The 16,512-nt window shown below is 64.1% G+C and carries 18 protein-coding genes; 10 read left to right on the top strand and 8 right to left on the bottom strand.

What is annotated here, in order from left to right; translation table 11 throughout:
* Positions 1–171: 171 nt before the first annotated feature.
* From NKI22_RS15190 to NKI22_RS15180, 3 genes are all read right to left on the bottom strand, one after another.
* A complete protein-coding gene (locus NKI22_RS15190) occupies positions 172–747 on the bottom strand; it encodes a D-sedoheptulose-7-phosphate isomerase (RefSeq protein WP_352791417.1) in 576 nt (191 codons plus the stop codon).
* A 7-nt stretch (positions 748–754) separates the two neighbouring features.
* Positions 755–2,233 (bottom strand): D-glycero-beta-D-manno-heptose-7-phosphate kinase, encoded by a 1,479-nt coding sequence (rfaE1, locus tag NKI22_RS15185; RefSeq protein WP_352815477.1) that lies wholly within the window; start codon positions 2,231–2,233, stop codon positions 755–757.
* A gap of 139 nt (positions 2,234–2,372) precedes the next feature.
* Positions 2,373–3,005 (bottom strand): LysE family translocator, encoded by a 633-nt coding sequence (locus NKI22_RS15180; RefSeq protein WP_023719109.1) that lies wholly within the window; start codon positions 3,003–3,005, stop codon positions 2,373–2,375.
* 175 nt (positions 3,006–3,180) lie between these two features.
* Between NKI22_RS15180 and rfaD the strand changes: the two genes are divergently transcribed.
* From rfaD to waaC, 3 genes are read left to right on the top strand one after another with little or no spacing between them, the layout of a single operon-like run.
* Positions 3,181–4,131, top strand: a complete 951-nt coding sequence (gene rfaD / locus NKI22_RS15175; protein ID WP_352815476.1) for an ADP-glyceromanno-heptose 6-epimerase — start codon at positions 3,181–3,183, stop codon at positions 4,129–4,131.
* Complete coding sequence (gene waaF, locus NKI22_RS15170; protein WP_352815474.1) at positions 4,104–5,111, top strand: lipopolysaccharide heptosyltransferase II; 1,008 nt, start codon at positions 4,104–4,106, stop codon at positions 5,109–5,111. Before rfaD ends, waaF begins: the two co-directional genes overlap by 28 nt.
* Positions 5,108–6,082 (top strand): lipopolysaccharide heptosyltransferase I, encoded by a 975-nt coding sequence (waaC, locus tag NKI22_RS15165; protein WP_352815473.1) that lies wholly within the window; start codon positions 5,108–5,110, stop codon positions 6,080–6,082. The genes waaF and waaC overlap by 4 nt, the downstream gene beginning before the upstream one ends.
* A 138-nt stretch (positions 6,083–6,220) precedes the next feature.
* Here the strand turns inward: waaC and greA are convergent, their stop codons facing one another.
* Together greA and NKI22_RS15155 are read right to left on the bottom strand one after the other, a co-directional pair.
* Complete coding sequence (gene greA / locus NKI22_RS15160; protein ID WP_023719113.1) at positions 6,221–6,694, bottom strand: transcription elongation factor GreA; 474 nt, start codon at positions 6,692–6,694, stop codon at positions 6,221–6,223.
* A 327-nt stretch (positions 6,695–7,021) separates the two neighbouring features.
* Positions 7,022–7,579 carry a tetratricopeptide repeat protein gene (locus tag NKI22_RS15155; protein ID WP_352958553.1) on the bottom strand — a complete coding sequence of 186 codons (558 nt, stop codon included), beginning with the start codon at positions 7,577–7,579 and terminating at the stop codon, positions 7,022–7,024.
* 237 nt (positions 7,580–7,816) lie between these two features.
* Here NKI22_RS15155 and NKI22_RS15150 point away from each other — a divergent pair, with 237 nt between their 5' ends.
* The 3 genes from NKI22_RS15150 to NKI22_RS15140 all read left to right on the top strand — a co-directional run bounded on the left by NKI22_RS15150 (position 7,817) and on the right by NKI22_RS15140 (position 10,262).
* Positions 7,817–8,242, top strand: a complete 426-nt coding sequence (locus NKI22_RS15150) for a DUF3775 domain-containing protein (RefSeq protein ID WP_023719115.1) — start codon at positions 7,817–7,819, stop codon at positions 8,240–8,242.
* A 76-nt stretch (positions 8,243–8,318) separates the two neighbouring features.
* A complete protein-coding gene (locus tag NKI22_RS15145; RefSeq protein ID WP_352483137.1) occupies positions 8,319–9,290 on the top strand; it encodes an extensin-like domain-containing protein in 972 nt (323 codons plus the stop codon).
* A gap of 117 nt (positions 9,291–9,407) precedes the next feature.
* A complete protein-coding gene (locus NKI22_RS15140) occupies positions 9,408–10,262 on the top strand; it encodes an extensin-like domain-containing protein (protein WP_352787701.1) in 855 nt (284 codons plus the stop codon).
* Positions 10,263–10,315: 53 nt separating this feature from the next.
* Here the strand turns inward: NKI22_RS15140 and NKI22_RS15135 are convergent, their stop codons facing one another.
* Entirely contained in the window at positions 10,316–11,035 is a 720-nt protein-coding gene (locus NKI22_RS15135; protein ID WP_352815469.1) for a gamma-glutamylcyclotransferase, read from the bottom strand.
* A gap of 117 nt (positions 11,036–11,152) precedes the next feature.
* Here NKI22_RS15135 and NKI22_RS15130 point away from each other — a divergent pair, with 117 nt between their 5' ends.
* Positions 11,153–11,860 (top strand): LssY C-terminal domain-containing protein, encoded by a 708-nt coding sequence (locus NKI22_RS15130; protein WP_352483134.1) that lies wholly within the window; start codon positions 11,153–11,155, stop codon positions 11,858–11,860.
* Positions 11,861–11,907: 47 nt separating this feature from the next.
* On the opposite strand, the gene NKI22_RS15125 is transcribed toward NKI22_RS15130, so the two are convergent.
* The gene (locus NKI22_RS15125; protein ID WP_352850662.1) at positions 11,908–12,927 is read right to left on the bottom strand and encodes a zinc-dependent alcohol dehydrogenase family protein; all 1,020 of its coding nucleotides are present in this window, start codon (positions 12,925–12,927) and stop codon (positions 11,908–11,910) included.
* Between the two features lie 126 nt (positions 12,928–13,053).
* Between NKI22_RS15125 and NKI22_RS15120 the strand changes: the two genes are divergently transcribed.
* Positions 13,054–13,968, top strand: coding sequence for a LysR family transcriptional regulator (locus tag NKI22_RS15120; RefSeq protein WP_352592479.1), 915 nt, complete (start codon positions 13,054–13,056; stop codon positions 13,966–13,968).
* 190 nt (positions 13,969–14,158) lie between these two features.
* On the top strand, positions 14,159–15,469 hold the full coding sequence (locus tag NKI22_RS15115) for a hemolysin family protein (RefSeq protein ID WP_023719122.1): 1,311 nt from the start codon (positions 14,159–14,161) through the stop codon (positions 15,467–15,469).
* Between the two features lie 103 nt (positions 15,470–15,572).
* On the opposite strand, the gene arr is transcribed toward NKI22_RS15115, so the two are convergent.
* Positions 15,573–15,980, bottom strand: a complete 408-nt coding sequence (arr, locus tag NKI22_RS15110) for an NAD(+)--rifampin ADP-ribosyltransferase (RefSeq protein WP_352715516.1) — start codon at positions 15,978–15,980, stop codon at positions 15,573–15,575.
* Positions 15,981–16,179: 199 nt separating this feature from the next.
* Here arr and NKI22_RS15105 point away from each other — a divergent pair, with 199 nt between their 5' ends.
* On the top strand, positions 16,180–16,473 hold the full coding sequence (locus tag NKI22_RS15105; protein ID WP_352639965.1) for a hypothetical protein: 294 nt from the start codon (positions 16,180–16,182) through the stop codon (positions 16,471–16,473).
* Positions 16,474–16,512 lie beyond the last annotated feature (39 nt).

The following is a 16,512-nucleotide window of genomic DNA, read 5'->3' as shown; positions in this document are numbered from 1 at the left end:
GAAGGAACGCCAACCTCGTTCACCTGCGACCAGCCGATAACATGTCTGAGGGCATGATTGAAAATCCATCGACAGGTCGGCGGGACAGCGCCCCCCTCTGCCCTGCCGGGCATCTCCCCCACAAGGGGGGAGATCGGCAGCTTCAGCGCTGGCGCCTAATCGAATACCCAATCACCCCGCGTCGCAGAGGCGCGTTTCGACCATTTCGCAGAGATGGTGGTAGAGGCACAAATGCCCCTGCTGGATGATCGGCGTCGAGGTCGAGGGTACGTTGAGCAGGATGTCGGATAGCGGCTTCAGCTTGCCGCCGGTGTCGCCGGTCAGGCTGATGACCGTCATGCCCATCATGCGCGCCTGCTGGGCGGCGGCGAGAATGCTTGGCGAATTGCCGCTGGTCGAGATGGCGAGCAGCACGGCGCCCGCCGAGCCATGCGCCTCGACCTGGCGCGCAAACACCGTGTCGAAGCCGTAGTCGTTCCCCCAGGCTGTCAGCACCGCCGCATTGGCGGGCAGCGCGATGACGTTGTAGGCCTTGCGCTCCCTGAGGAAGCGGCCGACCAGCTCGCCGGCAATGTGGATGGCATCGCTGGCCGAGCCGCCATTACCGGCGATCAGCAACGCCTTGCCCTGCGAAAGCGCGGCGACGACGGCGCTGACCGCCCGCTCCATCTCGCTGGTCAGGTCGCGCTCGACCATCGCCAAAATCGCGGCCGCCGAGCGGGCCAGGTAATCGTTCAGTTCGGACATGAAATCCTCAGTTCCCGGCGCGCAATCTGCCGATGGTGCCGGTCGTGCTCTTGCCGGCAACGAGATCGACCAGCACGACGCGCCCGCCGGCCTTCTGCACGACATCGGCGCCAACCACCTGATCGACCGTATAGTCGGCGCCCTTGACTAGTATGTCGGGGCTCAGCGCCTCGATCAGCGAAAGCGGCGTATCCTCCTCGAAGAGGACGACGGCGTCGACGGAGGCAAGTGCTGCCAGCACGCAGGCCCGGTCATGCTGGTCGTTGACCGGGCGCCCCGGCCCTTTCAGCCGGCGCACCGAGGCATCGCTGTTGAGGCCGAGCACCAGCCGGTCGCACAGGCTGCGCGCCGCGTGCAACAGACTGACATGGCCGGCATGCAGGATATCGAAACAGCCATTGGTGAAGCCCACGCTCAAGCCCTCGTCCTTCCAGCCCGCCACCAGCCGCGCGGCGGCGGCGGCATCGAGGATGGCATCCTTGTGGGCAACCGGACCATGCGAGCGAAACAGCGCGCCGGTGAGTTCCTCGATCGTCAGCCGCGCCGTGCCGCGCTTGCCGACGACAACGCCGCCGGCGGCGTTGGCGATCGATCCGGCCATGACGCGATCCGCCCCTGCAGCAAGCGCCAGTGCAAACGTCGCGATCACCGTGTCGCCGGCGCCTGAAACGTCGAACACTTCGCGCGCCTGCGTGGCGATATGCCGGGCGTCGTCCGCACCGATGACGCTCATGCCCTTTTCGCTGCGCGTCGCGACGACGAAATCGAAACCGTGCGCCGCAATCAGCTGGCGCGCCGCCGCCTCGATCTCGTCGTCGGCGAACACCGCGCGGCCGACCGCCTCGCCGAGCTCCTTACGGTTGGGCGTGATTGCCGTCGCGCCGGCATAACGCGCATAGTCGCTGCCCTTCGGATCGACCAGCACCGGCTTGCCCGCTTCCCGACAGATCGAGATCAGCTCGCCGGCGACGCCGTCGAGCAGCACGCCCTTGCCATAGTCGGACAGGATGACGATGTCGGCGCGCGCCAGCGCGTCGCGGAAATGCCCGACCATCATCGCCCGCTCGGCATCGCCCAGCGGCTTGATTTCCTCTTCGTCGAAACGCAGCACCTGCTGGTTGAGCGCGCTGAAGCGGCTTTTCGACGACGTCATGCGATCGGCATCCTGCGCCAGCCCGCCGGTGTCGACGCCAAACTCGTCGAGCATGCGCATGAGGTTCTTGCCGGCCTCGTCAGCACCGATCACTGAGACCGGTATGGCGGCGGCGCCGAGCGAAACGATATTGGCGACGACATTGCCGGCGCCACCCATCGCCAGCGTTTCGCCGCGCCCGTGCAGCACGGGGATCGGCGCTTCCGGCGAAATGCGCTCGATTACGCCATTGACGAAACGGTCGAGGATGAAATCGCCGACCACCAGCACGGTGGCGCTGCCGAAGCGCGAGATGGCGCGGTGAAGAGGTTCGGGTGAAGGCAGCTTGATCATGTCAACGCGCGGGAGAGCCGATTTCAGTGACAGGGAAATTCGATTGGCAGGGCCGGCCGTTCATGGCGATGCCGATATACCGCAATTCCAGCCAACGCAACGGCAGGCCTTCGACCGATCGCGGCAGCGCGACGGTGCGTCAGCTTTTCTGCAACGCGACATGCACGCCCAGCCCGACGAGCACCGCACCGCCGGCGCGCCGCATCAGTCGTTGCGCCCGGCTCGAGCGCCGCAGCCTGGCGGTCACCGCGCCGGCCAGCATCACGCAAACAATGTCGGCCGACGAGAACATCAAATTGACGATCGTTCCAAGCACGACGAACTGCAGCCAGACCGGAAACCCTGCCGAGGCATCGATGAATTGCGGCAGGAACGCCATGAAGAAAATCGCCGTCTTGGGATTGAGCACCTCGACGGCAACGCTCTCGAAAAAGGCGCGGCGGGCGGATTTCGGCTGAATTCCCGGCAAAACCGCATCGCCTTGGGCCTTGGCGCGAAACAGCGAAACACCGAGCCAGATCAGATACAGTGCACCGACCAGCTTGACCGCCATGTAAAGCACCGGCACGGCATGGAAAAGCACCGACAGGCCGACAGCGGCGGCGAAGACATGGACATAGCCGCCGAGATGGATGCCGAGCGCCGCCATCAGGCCGGACCAGCGGCCGCGCGCCATGGTTTGCGCGGCGGCATAGAGCATCGCCGGACCGGGGATATAGGCGAAGATCGCCGTGGTGGCGAAAAAGGCGACAAGCAGTTCGGTTGACGGCATTACCTTGCTCCTGTCGCCGGTCGGCCGGCAGGCCGACCGAAACGAGACCTTTGCGACGCCACTATGACGCTCATCCTGCCGCCCGCCACCTGCTTTGTCGACAGCCCGGCCCGGCTCCCCTATAAGGCCAGAATCCCACAAGGGCTACAACCGGCACAAGGTACCAGAGGCTTTCATGATCATCGTCACGGGCGGCGCCGGCATGATCGGTTCCAACATCGTCGCCGCGCTCAACGCCGACGGTTTCAGCGACATCCTCGTCGTCGACGACCTCACCGACGGCCACAAGATCGCCAATCTCACCGATCTCGAGATCGCCGATTATCTCGACAAGGACGATTTCCTGGCGCGGATGGAAGCCGGGGACCTCGGCCGCATCGAGGCCGTCTTCCACCAGGGTGCCTGCTCGACCACCACCGAATGGAACGGCAAGTTCATGATGGAGGTCAACTACACCTATTCGAAGCACTTGCTGCACGCCTGCCTGGCCGTGCGCGTACCCTTCCTCTATGCCTCGTCCGCTTCGGTCTATGGCGGCGGCGCCGAGTTCCGCGAGGATCCGCAATACGAACGCCCGCTCAACGTCTATGCCTATTCGAAAAAGCTGTTCGACGACTATGTCCGCCGCACCGTGTTCGATACCGACCATTCGCCGGTGGCGGGCCTGCGTTATTTCAACGTCTACGGACCGCGCGAGGCGCATAAGGGCGCCATGGCCTCGGTCGCCTTCCATTTGTTCAACCAGGTCGAACGCGGCGAAAACCCCAAGCTGTTCGGCGCCTATGACGGTTTCGGGCCCGGCGAGCAGAGCCGCGATTTCATCCATGTCGGCGATGTCGCCGACGTCAATCTGTGGCTGTGGAAACGCGGCTCGAGCGGCATCTTCAACTGCGGCACCGGCAAGGCCCAGCCGTTCCGCGCCATTGCCGAAACGGTGATCGATACGCTCGGCCAAGGCCAGATCGAATTCATCGAATTTCCCGACCACCTCAAGGGCAGCTACCAGAGCTTTACGCAAGCTGATATGTCCCGCTTGCGCGCAGCCGGTTACAATGGCCAGTTCCGCACAGTGGAAACCGGCGTCAGAGACTATGTCGAATGGCTGAAAGCCCAACGATCCTCGTGATCGGCCCACGCTGGGTGGGCGACATGGTGATGGCGCAGTGCCTGTTCCAGGCGCTGAGGGAGCTTCATCCGAACGCCGCCATCGACGTGCTGGCGCCGGCCTGGGCAGCCCCCCTGGTCAAGCGCATGCCCGAAATACGCCAGCAGATCGATCTGCCGCTGAAATCCGGCGCGTTCGAATTCCGCGTCCGCAGGCGCTTCGGCCGCCTGCTGCGCGGCCGCTACGACATGGCCTATATCCTGCCGGGCAGCTGGAAGTCGGCGCTGATCCCGTTCTTTGCCGGCATTCCGCGCCGCGTCGGCCATCTCAAGGAAATGCGCTATGGGCTGCTGACCGACATCGTGCCCTTGCCCGATCGCCTGAAACGGCGCACCGCGCAGGCCTATTTCGGCCTTGCCCAGGGCGGCGGCTTCCGGGCTCCCAAGCTTGCCGTCGATCAGGATAACCAGGCGGCACTGCTCGGCCGTTTCGGGCTGACGGCGAGGAAATTCGTGGCACTTATGCCCGGCGCCGAATTCGGCCCGGCCAAGCGCTGGCCGAGCGAACACTATGCCGGCCTCGCCCGCGAGATGATGGCGAAGGGGTTTGGCGTGGCGCTGTTCGGATCGAAGAACGACGCCGAGGTGACGGCTGAAATCGCCGCGCTTGCGCCGGGCGCCGTCGATCTCGCCGGCCAGACGCGGCTGGAGGATGCCATCGACCTGATCGCCGCGGCCAGGCTCGCCGTCTCCAACGACAGCGGGCTAATGCATGTCGCCGCCGCGGTCGGCACGCCGGTTGTCGCCGTCTACGGCTCGACCTCGCCGCAGAACACGCCGCCGCTCGCAGAGCGTCGCGAACTGGTCTGGCTCGGCCTGTCCTGTTCGCCGTGCCACAGGAAGACCTGCCCACTCGGTCATCTCAACTGCCTGAAGACGCTGGACGTCGAACGCGTCGTGGTGGCGGCGGAGCGGCTGCTGGAAATGCCGGCCGCCGCATGAAGGTGCTGATCGTCAAGACGTCGTCGATGGGCGACGTCATCCACACCTTTCCCGCGATCGAGGATGCGCGCCGCGCCCGGCCCGGCCTGTCGTTCGACTGGTGCGTGGAAGAGGCCTTTGCCGGCATCGTGGCGCTGCATCCAGCCATCCAAACCATCCACAGCGTGGCGATCCGGCGCTGGCGCAGGAAGCTGCTCGAGCCCGGCACATGGCGGGAAGTGGTCGGCTTGTGCCGCGCCTTGCGCGATTGCCGCTACGACCTCGTTCTCGATGCGCAAGGCTTGTTGAAATCGGCGCTGGTGGCGCGGCTGGCGGCAGGACCGATCGCCGGGTTCGACCGCTCGAGCGCCCGCGAGCCTTCGGCGAGCCTGTTTTATGGCCATCGCTACGCCGTGCCGCGCGACCTGCATGCCATCGAGCGCACGAGACGGCTGTTCGGGCTGGCGCTCGGCTACGAGCCGGATTTTTCCCGGCTTGACTCCGGCATCGTGCCGCCAGCCGGAAGATCGACTTTTGTCGGCGAAAAGACCGCCTTCCTGCTGCACGGCACCAGCCGCGAGGACAAGAAATGGCCGGTCGCGGACTGGATCGAAACCGCCCGGCTTCTCGTGGCACGAGGGATGACGCCGGTCACCACCTGGTCGAACGACCGGGAAAAGGCAGTTGCCGAGGCGATCGCCGGCGCCGTTTCGCAAACCGTGGTGGTTCCCAGGTCGCCGCTTGCCGAGATCGCCGCTGTCATCGGCGGCTCAGCGCTGGTGATCGGCGCCGACACCGGCCTGACCCATCTCGTCAGCGCCTTCGGCCTGCCGACGGTGGCGGTATTCCTCGCCACCGAGCCCGGCCTGACCGGCCCGCGCGGCCCGTTCTCATCGACGCTGCTTGCCAGACCCGGCCGCGGCATCACGCCGGCGGCGGTGATGGCGGAAGCCGAGAGATTGCTGGCGCTTAAATCACAAGGCGCGGCGTAGGACCTTTTCAGAATTCGCTCTGGCGAGTCGAATAGCGTGGGTTTCGAGAACCGGAGCGGAGCGTACTTAAAGTACGCGAGCACCGGAAGCGCAGAAAACCGCGCTAGTCGGCCGCCGGAGTAGAATTATCAAAAGGTCCTAGATAAATTGCACCTGGACGATCTCGTAGCCCCGGGCGCCGCCCGGTGCGTTGACCTCGATGGCGTCGCCGACTTCCTTGCCGATCAGGGCGCGCGCGATCGGCGAGGAGATCGAGATGCGGCCGGACTTCACGTCAGCCTCCTGGTCGCCGACGATCTGGTAGGTCTTTTTCTCCTCGGTATCCTCGTCGACCAGCACCACGGTGGCGCCGAACTTGACCTTGTCGCCGCTGAGCTTGGTGACGTCGATCACCTCGGCCCGCGCGATCAGATCCTCAAGCTCGTTGACCCGGCCCTCATTGAGGCTCTGCGCCTCTTTTGCCGCGTGGTATTCGGCATTTTCGGAGAGGTCGCCATGCGAGCGCGCTTCGGAGATCGCCTCGATGATACGCGGCCGCTCCTGTTGCTGGCGCCAGCGCAGTTCTTCCTTCAATGACGCGAACCCCTCGCCTGTCATCGGGACCTTGTTCATAATGCCTGACCTTTCCTGCCGCCGCCCCCGCAATCGGGAGCGACCTTGTCGATGGTACAAAAAGAAAACGGTCCGGCAGCCTCGGGCTAACGGAACCGTCTCACCACAATTTCGCAAGATATAGCAATCTTCGCGGGTTTTTCACGTCCAAAAAGTCGGTTTTTGAAAAATCATCCACCAATTGCGCGGCTGACCCGACGTCAAGCGGGTTTCCAAGATCGCATCGTGTGTACTGTGATGCCAAATCCCGGTTGTGCCAAACGTGCGCAGCACAGCAAAAACCGGCTGCGATCGCTCACAGCCGGTTATGACGAGCGTTCCGGAGGATCAGCTCCTCATGAAATGATCGATCTGCTCCGACAGCATGCCGTATTCGCGAGATCCCTTGCCCGTGCCCTTCTCGATTTCGCGGAGCTGTTCCTGGGCGCCGGCAAGATCGCCGATCTGCAGGTGCGCCTCGCCGAGATATTCGCGCACCAGCGTGTAATTGGGGTCGATGCGCAGCGCTTCCTCGTAATAGCCGAGGCCGACGGTGATGCGGCCGGAATGGCGGTGCGAATAGCCGAGATAGTTGAGGATGCGCGGGTCCTGCTTGTTGGCGGCGAGGCTGAGCACGGCGATCGCCTCGTCATAGCGTCCATCCATCGCCAGCGCGCGACCGGCATCATAGATGCTGTCGTCGTCCAGCATACCTTGCTTCGGCGAGACACATTTCTTCTGCTTCTTGTCCCAGGCCTCCCCCTTCTTGCACTGGCTCTGGCCGCCGCCGCCATTGCCGCCGCCGCCACCGCCACCTCCCCCGCCTTCACCAGCCGAAAACGCCGGCGCCACAAACAGCGGTAGGGCGGCGATGGCCATGACCTGAATCAGCAGTCGTCTGCGCATTACACTCTCCTTTGAACCTGACAATGCAACACTAACGCCGGGCCGAAGCCGTTTCGTCCCCGGAAAATGCCATTCTATCTCAAAACCGCGATCTCTCCCAGGAAGGCCATCTTATCCCGGGAACAGAGGGCGTCGGAAATCATGGTTCACGATTAACGCCGACGCGCAAGAGAACGTGACGAGCGCTGCAAATCCGCTATCATCGGGCCGACCGAGCACGAAGCAGGGAGACGGCCGGTGCAGCAACGCGTTGAACGAGACTGGGAGCTTTCGATCGGTCCCGACACCGTGCGCCTGTTCATCCTGAAGGCGAAGGCGCTCAGCGCCGCCGTCAACGAAGACTATGCCGACGGCGCCGAGCACGAGGTAGAGCTCGACGGCAACGCGCACGACAACCACCATCACGACGGCCTTGCCGAGGAAAGCTCCGAAAATCTCACCGAGGAGGAACTGCGCGAACTGATCGACGACCTCAATGTCGACGAAGCGGCCGAACTGATTGCGTTGGCCTGGGTCGGCCGCGGCGACTATGACGCGACGGAATGGACGGACGCGCTGACCGCCGCCCGCGAGCGCGCCAACAAGCGCACGGCAAAGTACCTGCTCGGCATGCCGCTGCTGGCGGACTGGCTCGAGGAGGGCCTGGAAGCGATCGGCGCGTGACGGCGCGGTTACCGATTGTGATCGCCGGCCCGCCTCGCCCAAGGCAACTTCCCTGCATTCTGGCCGTTGCGAAGTAATGGCGGCGTTTGGCTTTTTCAGATTGGGTAGATTGCTGCTGGCCGTTACGGCTACGTCGCTGACGGGACCCGCTCTGGCCAAGGCGCCCGAACTGCCGCAAACTGCACCGGTTCCGCAGTTCAACCAGGAAGCCACTCCGCCGTCGCCAGCCGACATCCCGGTCCCCGAACCGCGCCCGGCGGATGCCCCGGAGGCTGAGCCGCCCCAAAACGAGCAGCCGCAAAACGGGCAGCCCCAAAATGGCCAGCCCAAGACCCAGCAGCCGGAGCCGCCGGCGATTGCACCACAGCCTCCTGAAAAGCCGGCGCAGGCTGAGCCGCCGGCAAGCCCACCGGCCGCGCCACCAAACCCGGCCGAGGCAGACAAAAAGACGGAGCAAGAAATCCTTCCAGATCCTCGCTCGGCCGCCATTGCCGGGAAGGAAATGCCGGCCGAAGAATTGGCCTGCCGCAGGCGGCTGAAGTCCATGGGCGTCGATTTCGAGGAGCGCAAGCCCGAGCATGATACGGCGGTCGGTTGCTCGATCCCTTACCCGGTCGTGCTGAAAACGCTCGGCAAATCCATCGCCATCGGTCCCGAAACCGAGCTCAATTGCCAGATGGCGGAAGCGGCCGCCCGCTTTGCTGCTTCGGTCATCCAGCCTGCCGCAAAGGCCGAGTTCGGCACGGATATCAAATCGATCGGCCAGGCCTCCGCCTTCGTCTGCCGGCCGCGCCACGCCGGCGGCAAACTGTCGGAGCACGCCTTCGGCAACGCCCTCGACATCGCCAGCTTCACGCTTTCCGACGGGAAAGAGATCGATGTCGGTCCAACGCCGCCACAGAAGGACGCGGAATTCCTGGATGCAGTGCGCAAGGCCGCCTGCGGGCCGTTCAAGACCGTGCTTGGCCCGGGCAGCGACGCCGATCATTCGCTGCATCTCCACTTCGACCTCGAACCGCGCCGCAATGGCGGCACGTTTTGCCAATGACGCCGGGCGCCGACAGTGGGCGCCGCAATTTGGCCGCAGGCGTGAACGGCGCCGCTGATTTTTCCTTTACTCTTCAGGTTTAGAGTCTGTGCCATCCAGGGACAGGGAACCCCTCCGATGGCCGGGCTATTTCGCGCTGCGCTTGCCGCTGCGCGGCACACAGGACGCGCACGCATGGCCGGCAGGCTTGCCGCCGTGCTTGCCATTGCAGCGGTCTCGGCCTGCAATACCGGCAGCGTGCTGTCGCTGCAGCCGGCCGTCGATGTCGGCAGCCAGACCGCTGCCGTTCCGCCCAATTCCGGCCCACAAGATTCCGGTCCCCAAGATTCCGGCCCGGAATATTCCGGCATGCAGCGCCTCGTCCCGTCCGACCCATATATGACGGCCGCCTATCCGCGCATGGACAACCCGATGTCGCCGGCCGAACAGATGCCGGCTACAGAGATCGATTGCCGCAAGGAACTGAAACGCCTCGGCGTCGTCTACACCGACGTTGCGCCGATCCATGAAGGCCAGTGCGGCATCGACTATCCGGTCAAGGTCTCGGCCATCGGCAGCGTCGAGATGAAGCCGGCCGCGACGCTGACCTGCGACATGGCCGCCACCTTTGCCGGCTGGACCAGGAACGAACTCGTCCCGTCGGCCCGCTGGCGCTATTTTTCAGGCGTCAAGACCATCCACCAGGGCTCGAGCTATTCCTGCCGCAGGATTGCCGGCGAAGGTGTTTTGTCGGAACACGGCAAGGGCAATGCGCTCGACGTGATGAGCATCGAGCTCAACAATGGTGACGACATCGACGTCCGCAAGCCCGGCCTGTTCGCCTTCCGCACACGCGGCTTCCTCAACAATGTGCGCGCCGACGGCTGCCAGTACTTCACCACCGTGCTCGGCCCCGGCTACAATTACGATCACCGCAACCATTTCCATTTCGACATCAAGAACCGCAAGAACGGCTACCGCGCCTGCCGCTGACCGTTCCGGTTTTCAGATGAAATTGGAACAAGCATTTCGCGAGAGCGTCCGGATCAGCTGCGTTGCGTGCCGCCGGTGGAAGCCTTGATGTGCTGCGCGACCAGACCCTGGACGTGCCACAAGTTTTTGTCGCGGATTCCGCTTTCCTCGAGCATGCTGACGGTGCGGAACAGATACTGGGCGGACGAACCCCAATGTCCGGCTGCGCGCGCCAATGTCTGTGCCACCTGATCGAGCGGCAGCCGCCCGGCATAAGCCTTGCCGTCGGGCGCCGCGACGAATGCCAGGGCGCGTAGCGGACCATCGCTGGTCTCGACCCAGATCCAGCGCGGCACGTTGGTAGGCGGGTTGGCGTCGATCTCCCGTCGCATCAGCCGACCGAGTTGCCCGAAATGATCTTCTGCCGGAAGTCTGTAGACAACGCCTTTGCAGCTGCCGCCACGGTCCAAAGCCAGCATCAAGGCCGGAACATCACGGGTTCCCCGCCAGCGGGTCAGCTTCATGCAGAACGAGCGGTGCCACCCTGGCGCCGTGGCCGGGCGCTGCTCGACATAGTCGAATTCGGGATTCCAGATCAGCGAGCCGTAGGCAAAGACCCAGAGCATTTCGGGCCGGTATTTCAGCAGCAGTTGCTCGACAAGACCATCGAACTCCGCGTCGGTGTGCTCTGTCGTCCCGGGCTCGGGGCCGGGGTCGGGCTCGACACGTTCGACCAGCGCGACAAGGTCGGCGGTCAACGCCATGGCAGTGCCGCGCGCCGGTTTGCCCTTCATCACGCCCTCATTCGTGCTAGCCGGTTCTACGCCATTTCATGCTACGATAGACCGGCTGCGCGCCGCTTGCCAAGGATTTCGACGGCCTGACGGGCCTGCCAATTCGAGCGCCAATGCATGAGCCAACGAAGCCTTCGACGACGTGCAACGACCTGGCTGGTGGCATGCTGTGCCGCTTATCTTTCGCTCGCCTATTTCGCCGCGCCTGAGTTCTGGACGTTGCGGGACCGCAATTTTCGCAGCCGGCAATTCGAGATGGTGACGCACACGCCGCAAGGCATTCTGGGCGATCCGATCAATGTCGGCCTTGTCGGCACCAGGAAGGAGCTTGTCCATGCTTTTGCCGTCGCCGGCTGGGATACGGCAGACGCGATCACGCTGAAGACCGCGATCGAGATCGGCGAAAGCGTGCTGTTTAACCGCCCCTATCCCGATGCGCCGGTCAGCCGGCTGCTGTTCGAAGGCCGCGCCCAGGACCTCGCCTTCGAAAAGCCGGTCGGCGACAGCGCCGACCGGCGCCACCACGTCCGTTTCTGGCAGACCGATGCGACCGGCGACGACGGCCGGCCGCTTTGGCTTGGCTCGGCAAGCTTCGACCGCGGCGTCGGCCTCAGCCACGATACCGGCGCGATCACCCATCACATCGGCCCCGACATCGACGCCGAGCGCGACGGGTTGATGCGCGACCTCGCCGCTGCCGGCATGCTGATCTCGACCAGCCAGATACCAGGCGTCGGCGCCACAAAGGCCGGGCGCAACGGCGAAGGCGATCCCTATTTCACCGACGGCAAGGCCATTGTCGGCGTGCTGCTGCAACTGCCGTAGGCGCCATCAGCCTTCCCGTCTGACAGCCATTTTCGTGCCGACGGGGTTCAGGGCACGGCGATCACGATCTTGCCGAACGGTCCCGTCTCCAATCGCTCAAATGCCTGCGGCACCTCGTCGAAGCCAAACACCTTGTCGATCACCGGCTTGATCGCAAGCGTCTCGATCGCCTGGTTCATCCGCTCGAAAGCGCGGCGATGGCCGATCGATATGCCCTGTACGACGATCCGGTTGCGCAGGAACGGAATGATCGGGAAACTAAGCTCCATGCTGCCGAGAAGGCCGATGAGCGACAGCCTGCCGTCGGCGTCCAGCGCATTGAGCGAGCGCCGCGCATTGTCGCCGCCGACCATTTCCAGCACATGCCTGACGCCGGCGCCGTTTGTCAGCTTGCGCGCCGCCTCGTCCCATGCCGGCTGGCTGCGATAATTGATTCCCTTCCAGGCGCCGAGCGCCTTCGCCCGCTCGAGCTTCTCGTCGCAGCTCGAGGTGACGATGGCGCGCAGGCCTAAGGCGGCGGCAAATTGCAGCGCAAACAGCGACACGCCGCCAGTGCCCTGGATGAGAACGGTTTCGCCCGGGATCGGCTTGGCCGCCTCGACCAGCGCGAACCAGGCCGTCAGCGCCGCGATCGGCAGCGTCGATGCCTCGATGTCGCTGAGCGACGGCGGCGCCGCCACGGCGGCATCCTCATGAAACAGCACATGCTCGGACAGCGTGCCGGGCAGTGACGAACCCAGCGTATGCTTGTGCAGCACGGGCGGCGCGTCGCCGTCCGGCCAGTCGGCGATGACCTGGCCGAGCACGCGCTGCCCGATGCCGAAGCGGCTGACTTTGCCGCCGATCGCCACCACCTCGCCAACCGCGTCCGATGTCGGCACGAACGGAAAGCTGAGGTCCGGTATCAGCACGCCATCGACGATCATCCTGTCCTTGTAATTCAGCGATACCGCTGTGACGCGCACCAGCAGGTCATGCCGCCCGGGTTGGGGCAGCTTGCCCTCAGCCGGCTTCAGCCTGGACAGACCGAAACCGTTCATCTGCCAGGATTTGTTTTCGGTGCTCATTTGGTTCGCGCTCCGCGGTTGATGGCTGCGCGGACATTTACGCCGTTTCACTATGGAGAAAAGAGCTTCTATGTGGCATGTTTTGCAACGGATTAATGAGTGAAACTCTACAATAGGAGCGCTTCATTGGAATCGGCCAATCTGCAGGGCATCGTCGCATTCGTTCATACCGTGGAGGCTGGCAGCTTCACCGGCGCCGCTGTCCGGTTGCATGTCACGAAATCGGCGGTCGGCAAGTCGATCGCACAGCTGGAACAGCGGTTGGGCGTTCGCCTGCTCAACCGTACCACCCGTAGCCTCAGCCCAACCAGCGAGGGCCTGAGCTACTATGAAGCCTGCGTCAGGGCGCTGGCCGAGATCGAAGCCGCCCAGTCACTGCTCGCTTCCCGCAAGCAGGTGCCTTCCGGGCGGCTGCGCGTCGACCTGCCTCTGGCTTTCGGCCGGCGATGCGTCGCCCCGGTGCTGTTCGACATTTCCAAAAAATTCCCGGATCTGACGATGGAAATCTCGTTCAACGACCGGCGCGTCGACCTGATCGAGGAAGGCATCGATCTGGCGGTGCGCATGGGCGATCTCGACGACAGCCTTTCGATCGCCGCGCGCCGCATCTATGCCCAGCGTTCGGGCATCGTCGCCGTCCCCGCCTATCTCGACGCCCATGGCAGGCCGCAATCGATCGAGGATCTCGCCAGGCATAGCCTCATCGGCTACGGCCGCGACGGCGCTGTCCATCCCTGGACCGTCAGGCATGCCGACGGCCGTCTCGAAAAATTCGCGCCCAAGGCGCGGCTGGTGCTCGGCCACGGCGAACCGATGCTCGATGCGGTACTGGCCGGCTGCGGCATCGTCTTTCTGCCGACATGGCTGACGGCCGACAGCATCAGGCGCGGTGAGCTCGAAATGGTTCTGTCGGACTGTCTTGTCGAAAATACCGTGGTGCATGCCATCTGGCCGGTAACACGCAACCTCGCGCCAAAGGTGCGCGTCGTCGTCGACACCCTGATCGAGCATTTTTCCGCGCCGCCCTGGGATGCCGCTTGATTGCTCCGCCGGCTAGTTGAAAAGACAAAGGGCCATTGCTTAAGGTTTGCGCTGCCAGGGCGGCGCCGACTTCGACAATTGATAACCTCCAAGACGAATTGGGCATTATCTTTTCTGCCTGAAGCGATTGCCCTGAAAAATCGCAACCGTCCTATTTTCGAAAACCGCGTGGCAATGCTATGGACCCGGCATGCTTTATGCTGAAATTGCCATCGTGGTCGTCCTCATCTGTGTGAACGGCCTTCTGTCGATGTCCGAGCTCGCCATCGTCTCGTCGCGGCCGGCGCGCCTCAAGGCGATGATCGACCGCAACGTCAAGGGCGCTGGCCGGGCTCTGGCGCTCGGCGCCAATCCGGGAAAATTCCTGTCCTCGGTGCAGATCGGCATCACTTTGGTCGGCGTCTTGTCCGGCGCCTTTTCCGGCGCCACGCTTGGCGAGCGGTTGGCCACCTTCCTGGCGTCGGCCGGTATCCGCGAAAGCCTCGCCGACCCGCTCGGCGTCGGCATCGTCGTCGCCCTAATCACCTATGGCTCGCTGATCATCGGCGAACTGGTGCCTAAGCAGATCGCCTTGCGCGACCCCGAACGGGTCGCCGTCAGGGTCGCTCCGGCAATGACCATCCTCGCCAGCTTCTCGGCGCCGCTGGTCTTCCTGCTCGACTTTTCCGGCCGTGCCCTCCTGTGGCTGCTTGGCCAGCGCGGCCAGAGCGAGGAGAAGGTCACCGACGAGGAGATCAAGATGCTGGTCGCCGAGGCCGAGCACCACGGCACCATCGAATCCGACGAACGCCGCATGATCGCGGGCGTCATGCGGCTCGGCGACCGTGCCGTGCGCGCGGTGATGACGCCGCGCACCGAGGTCGACTGGATCAATTTGCAAGCCGACGAGGCCGCCATCAGGAAGCTGCTGATGGATACCCAGCATTCGCGCCTGCCGGCCGGCGACGGCGGCGTCGACGCCATGATTGGTGTCGTCCAGACCCGCGACGTGCTGGCCGCGATGCTGGGCGGCCGCGCCCTGGACCCGCGCCGGCACGTGCGCACCGCCCCGATCGTGCATGACCAGGCCGACGCGCTGGATGTGCTTGCGACGCTGAAGGAATCCGACGTGCCCATGGCGCTGGTGCACGACGAATACGGCCATTTCGAAGGCATCGTCACCCCAGCCGACATACTGGAAGCGATCACCGGCGTCTTCCGCTCGGACCTCGATGCCGGCGACGAGGAAAACGCCGTCAAGCGCGAGGACGGCTCATGGCTGCTCGCCGGCTACATGCAGGCCGACGAGATGGCGGAGGTTCTCCGCATCGACCTGCCCGAGAACCGCGACTACGAAACCGTCGCCGGCTATGTGCTGTCGCATATGCACCATCTGCCGGCGACCGGCGAATGCGTCGACGCGCAAGGCTGGCGCTTCGAGGTCGTCGACCTCGACGGCCGCCGCATCGACAAGCTCATCGCCACCCGACTGCCCGGCGCCCACCGCGAGGTCGTGCGGTAGGAGGCGGTGCGGTCGGGTCCTGATCCATTGCAGACGGCGAGCCGTGTTTCGCGGCGATTGCCACCGACCGTAAGTCAGAGCCAGGCCTGGCAATACTTAGCGATCAATCGATCGCCTCGATGCCTTGCGCCTTCAGCCGTTCGATATGGTCCTTCATCTCTTTCAGCCGCTCGGGGGAGTGGCCCTGCCACTCGGCGACCTCGCCCGTGATCCTGAGCGGCTCGCGGGAGCGATAGGACTGCGTCGGATTGCCGGGAAATTTCTTGTCCGTAAGATTGGGGTCGTCCATGATCGGGCCGGTTGGCTCCACGATATAGACCCTTTCCCGTCCGTCACCAGCGGCCAGCTCGGCACCCCAGATGGCCGCATCCAGAGTGCCGGTCAGATAGACCCAGGCTGCCCGCTTTCTCGCGCCGTAATTGGAGCTGTAGCCGGCTTCTATCAGGTCTCCCGGTTTAAGGTCGACCCGGGTGCCGTGGTAGAATTGGCGTGCGTTGTCGGTGGCTTTCATCGGCTCGCTACCCATCCTCGCTGTCTCAGGCATCATGGTGTCGTGGTGCGCACTATTTCATGCACGTCACCAAATCAAGCATCTGGCCGTGCGGTTATCGGCTCCCGACACCCATTCCGGTTGTCCCGCCCGATGCACGCTATCGGTCGGCTGCCGGTGCAGGTATTATCGGCGCCCCGTACGTTGCTAGGGTGGAAAAATGGATCTGCAAATCTTCAGGGATTCGATTGCAAAACCACAGCCGCCAGCCGGCTTGAGCCCTGCCCTGCAGGCGCTGTGGTGGGAGGCAAAGGGCGATTGGGCTAAGGCGCACGAATGCGCGCAGCAGCGCGACGATACGGCGGGCATGCACGTGCATGCCTATCTCCACCGCAAGGAAGGCGACCAGTCGAATGCCGAATATTGGTATCGCCGCAGCAATGCCGCGCCGTCGACCTCAACGCTTGACGAGGAATGGGAAGAGTTGGCGCGTGCACTTCTAGGGCAAAGCTGACGCCTGCTCGACCCCTCGCAAAATAGCCGGTCCTGCAAC

This window comes from Mesorhizobium sp. M0778, assembly GCF_040320105.1.
In the GTDB taxonomy this organism is placed as follows: Bacteria; Pseudomonadota; Alphaproteobacteria; order Rhizobiales; family Rhizobiaceae; genus Mesorhizobium.
Note: the sequence above shows the minus strand (reverse complement) of the source record. Positions and strands in the feature narration are given on the sequence as shown.

Bases quoted from the DNA above. Each gene is read 5' to 3' on its own strand.
- greA (WP_023719113.1), bottom strand. From the start codon at position 6,694: ATGAACAAGGTCCCGATGACAGGCGAGGGGTTCGCGTCATTGAAGGAA.
- rfaE1 (WP_352815477.1), bottom strand. From the start codon at position 2,233: ATGATCAAGCTGCCTTCACCCGAACCTCTTCACCGCGCCATCTCGCGC.
- NKI22_RS15180 (WP_023719109.1), bottom strand. From the start codon at position 3,005: ATGCCGTCAACCGAACTGCTTGTCGCCTTTTTCGCCACCACGGCGATC.
- arr (WP_352715516.1), bottom strand. From the start codon at position 15,980: ATGAAAGCCACCGACAACGCACGCCAATTCTACCACGGCACCCGGGTC.
- NKI22_RS15125 (WP_352850662.1), bottom strand. From the start codon at position 12,927: ATGAGCACCGAAAACAAATCCTGGCAGATGAACGGTTTCGGTCTGTCC.
- NKI22_RS15115 (WP_023719122.1), top strand. From the start codon at position 14,159: ATGCTTTATGCTGAAATTGCCATCGTGGTCGTCCTCATCTGTGTGAAC.
- NKI22_RS15130 (WP_352483134.1), top strand. From the start codon at position 11,153: ATGAGCCAACGAAGCCTTCGACGACGTGCAACGACCTGGCTGGTGGCA.
- NKI22_RS15190 (WP_352791417.1), bottom strand. From the start codon at position 747: ATGTCCGAACTGAACGATTACCTGGCCCGCTCGGCGGCCGCGATTTTG.
- NKI22_RS15105 (WP_352639965.1), top strand. From the start codon at position 16,180: ATGGATCTGCAAATCTTCAGGGATTCGATTGCAAAACCACAGCCGCCA.
- waaC (WP_352815473.1), top strand. From the start codon at position 5,108: ATGAAGGTGCTGATCGTCAAGACGTCGTCGATGGGCGACGTCATCCAC.
- NKI22_RS15135 (WP_352815469.1), bottom strand. From the start codon at position 11,035: ATGAAGGGCAAACCGGCGCGCGGCACTGCCATGGCGTTGACCGCCGAC.
- NKI22_RS15140 (WP_352787701.1), top strand. From the start codon at position 9,408: ATGGCCGGGCTATTTCGCGCTGCGCTTGCCGCTGCGCGGCACACAGGA.
- rfaD (WP_352815476.1), top strand. From the start codon at position 3,181: ATGATCATCGTCACGGGCGGCGCCGGCATGATCGGTTCCAACATCGTC.
- waaF (WP_352815474.1), top strand. From the start codon at position 4,104: ATGGCTGAAAGCCCAACGATCCTCGTGATCGGCCCACGCTGGGTGGGC.
- NKI22_RS15155 (WP_352958553.1), bottom strand. From the start codon at position 7,579: ATGCGCAGACGACTGCTGATTCAGGTCATGGCCATCGCCGCCCTACCG.
- NKI22_RS15145 (WP_352483137.1), top strand. From the start codon at position 8,319: ATGGCGGCGTTTGGCTTTTTCAGATTGGGTAGATTGCTGCTGGCCGTT.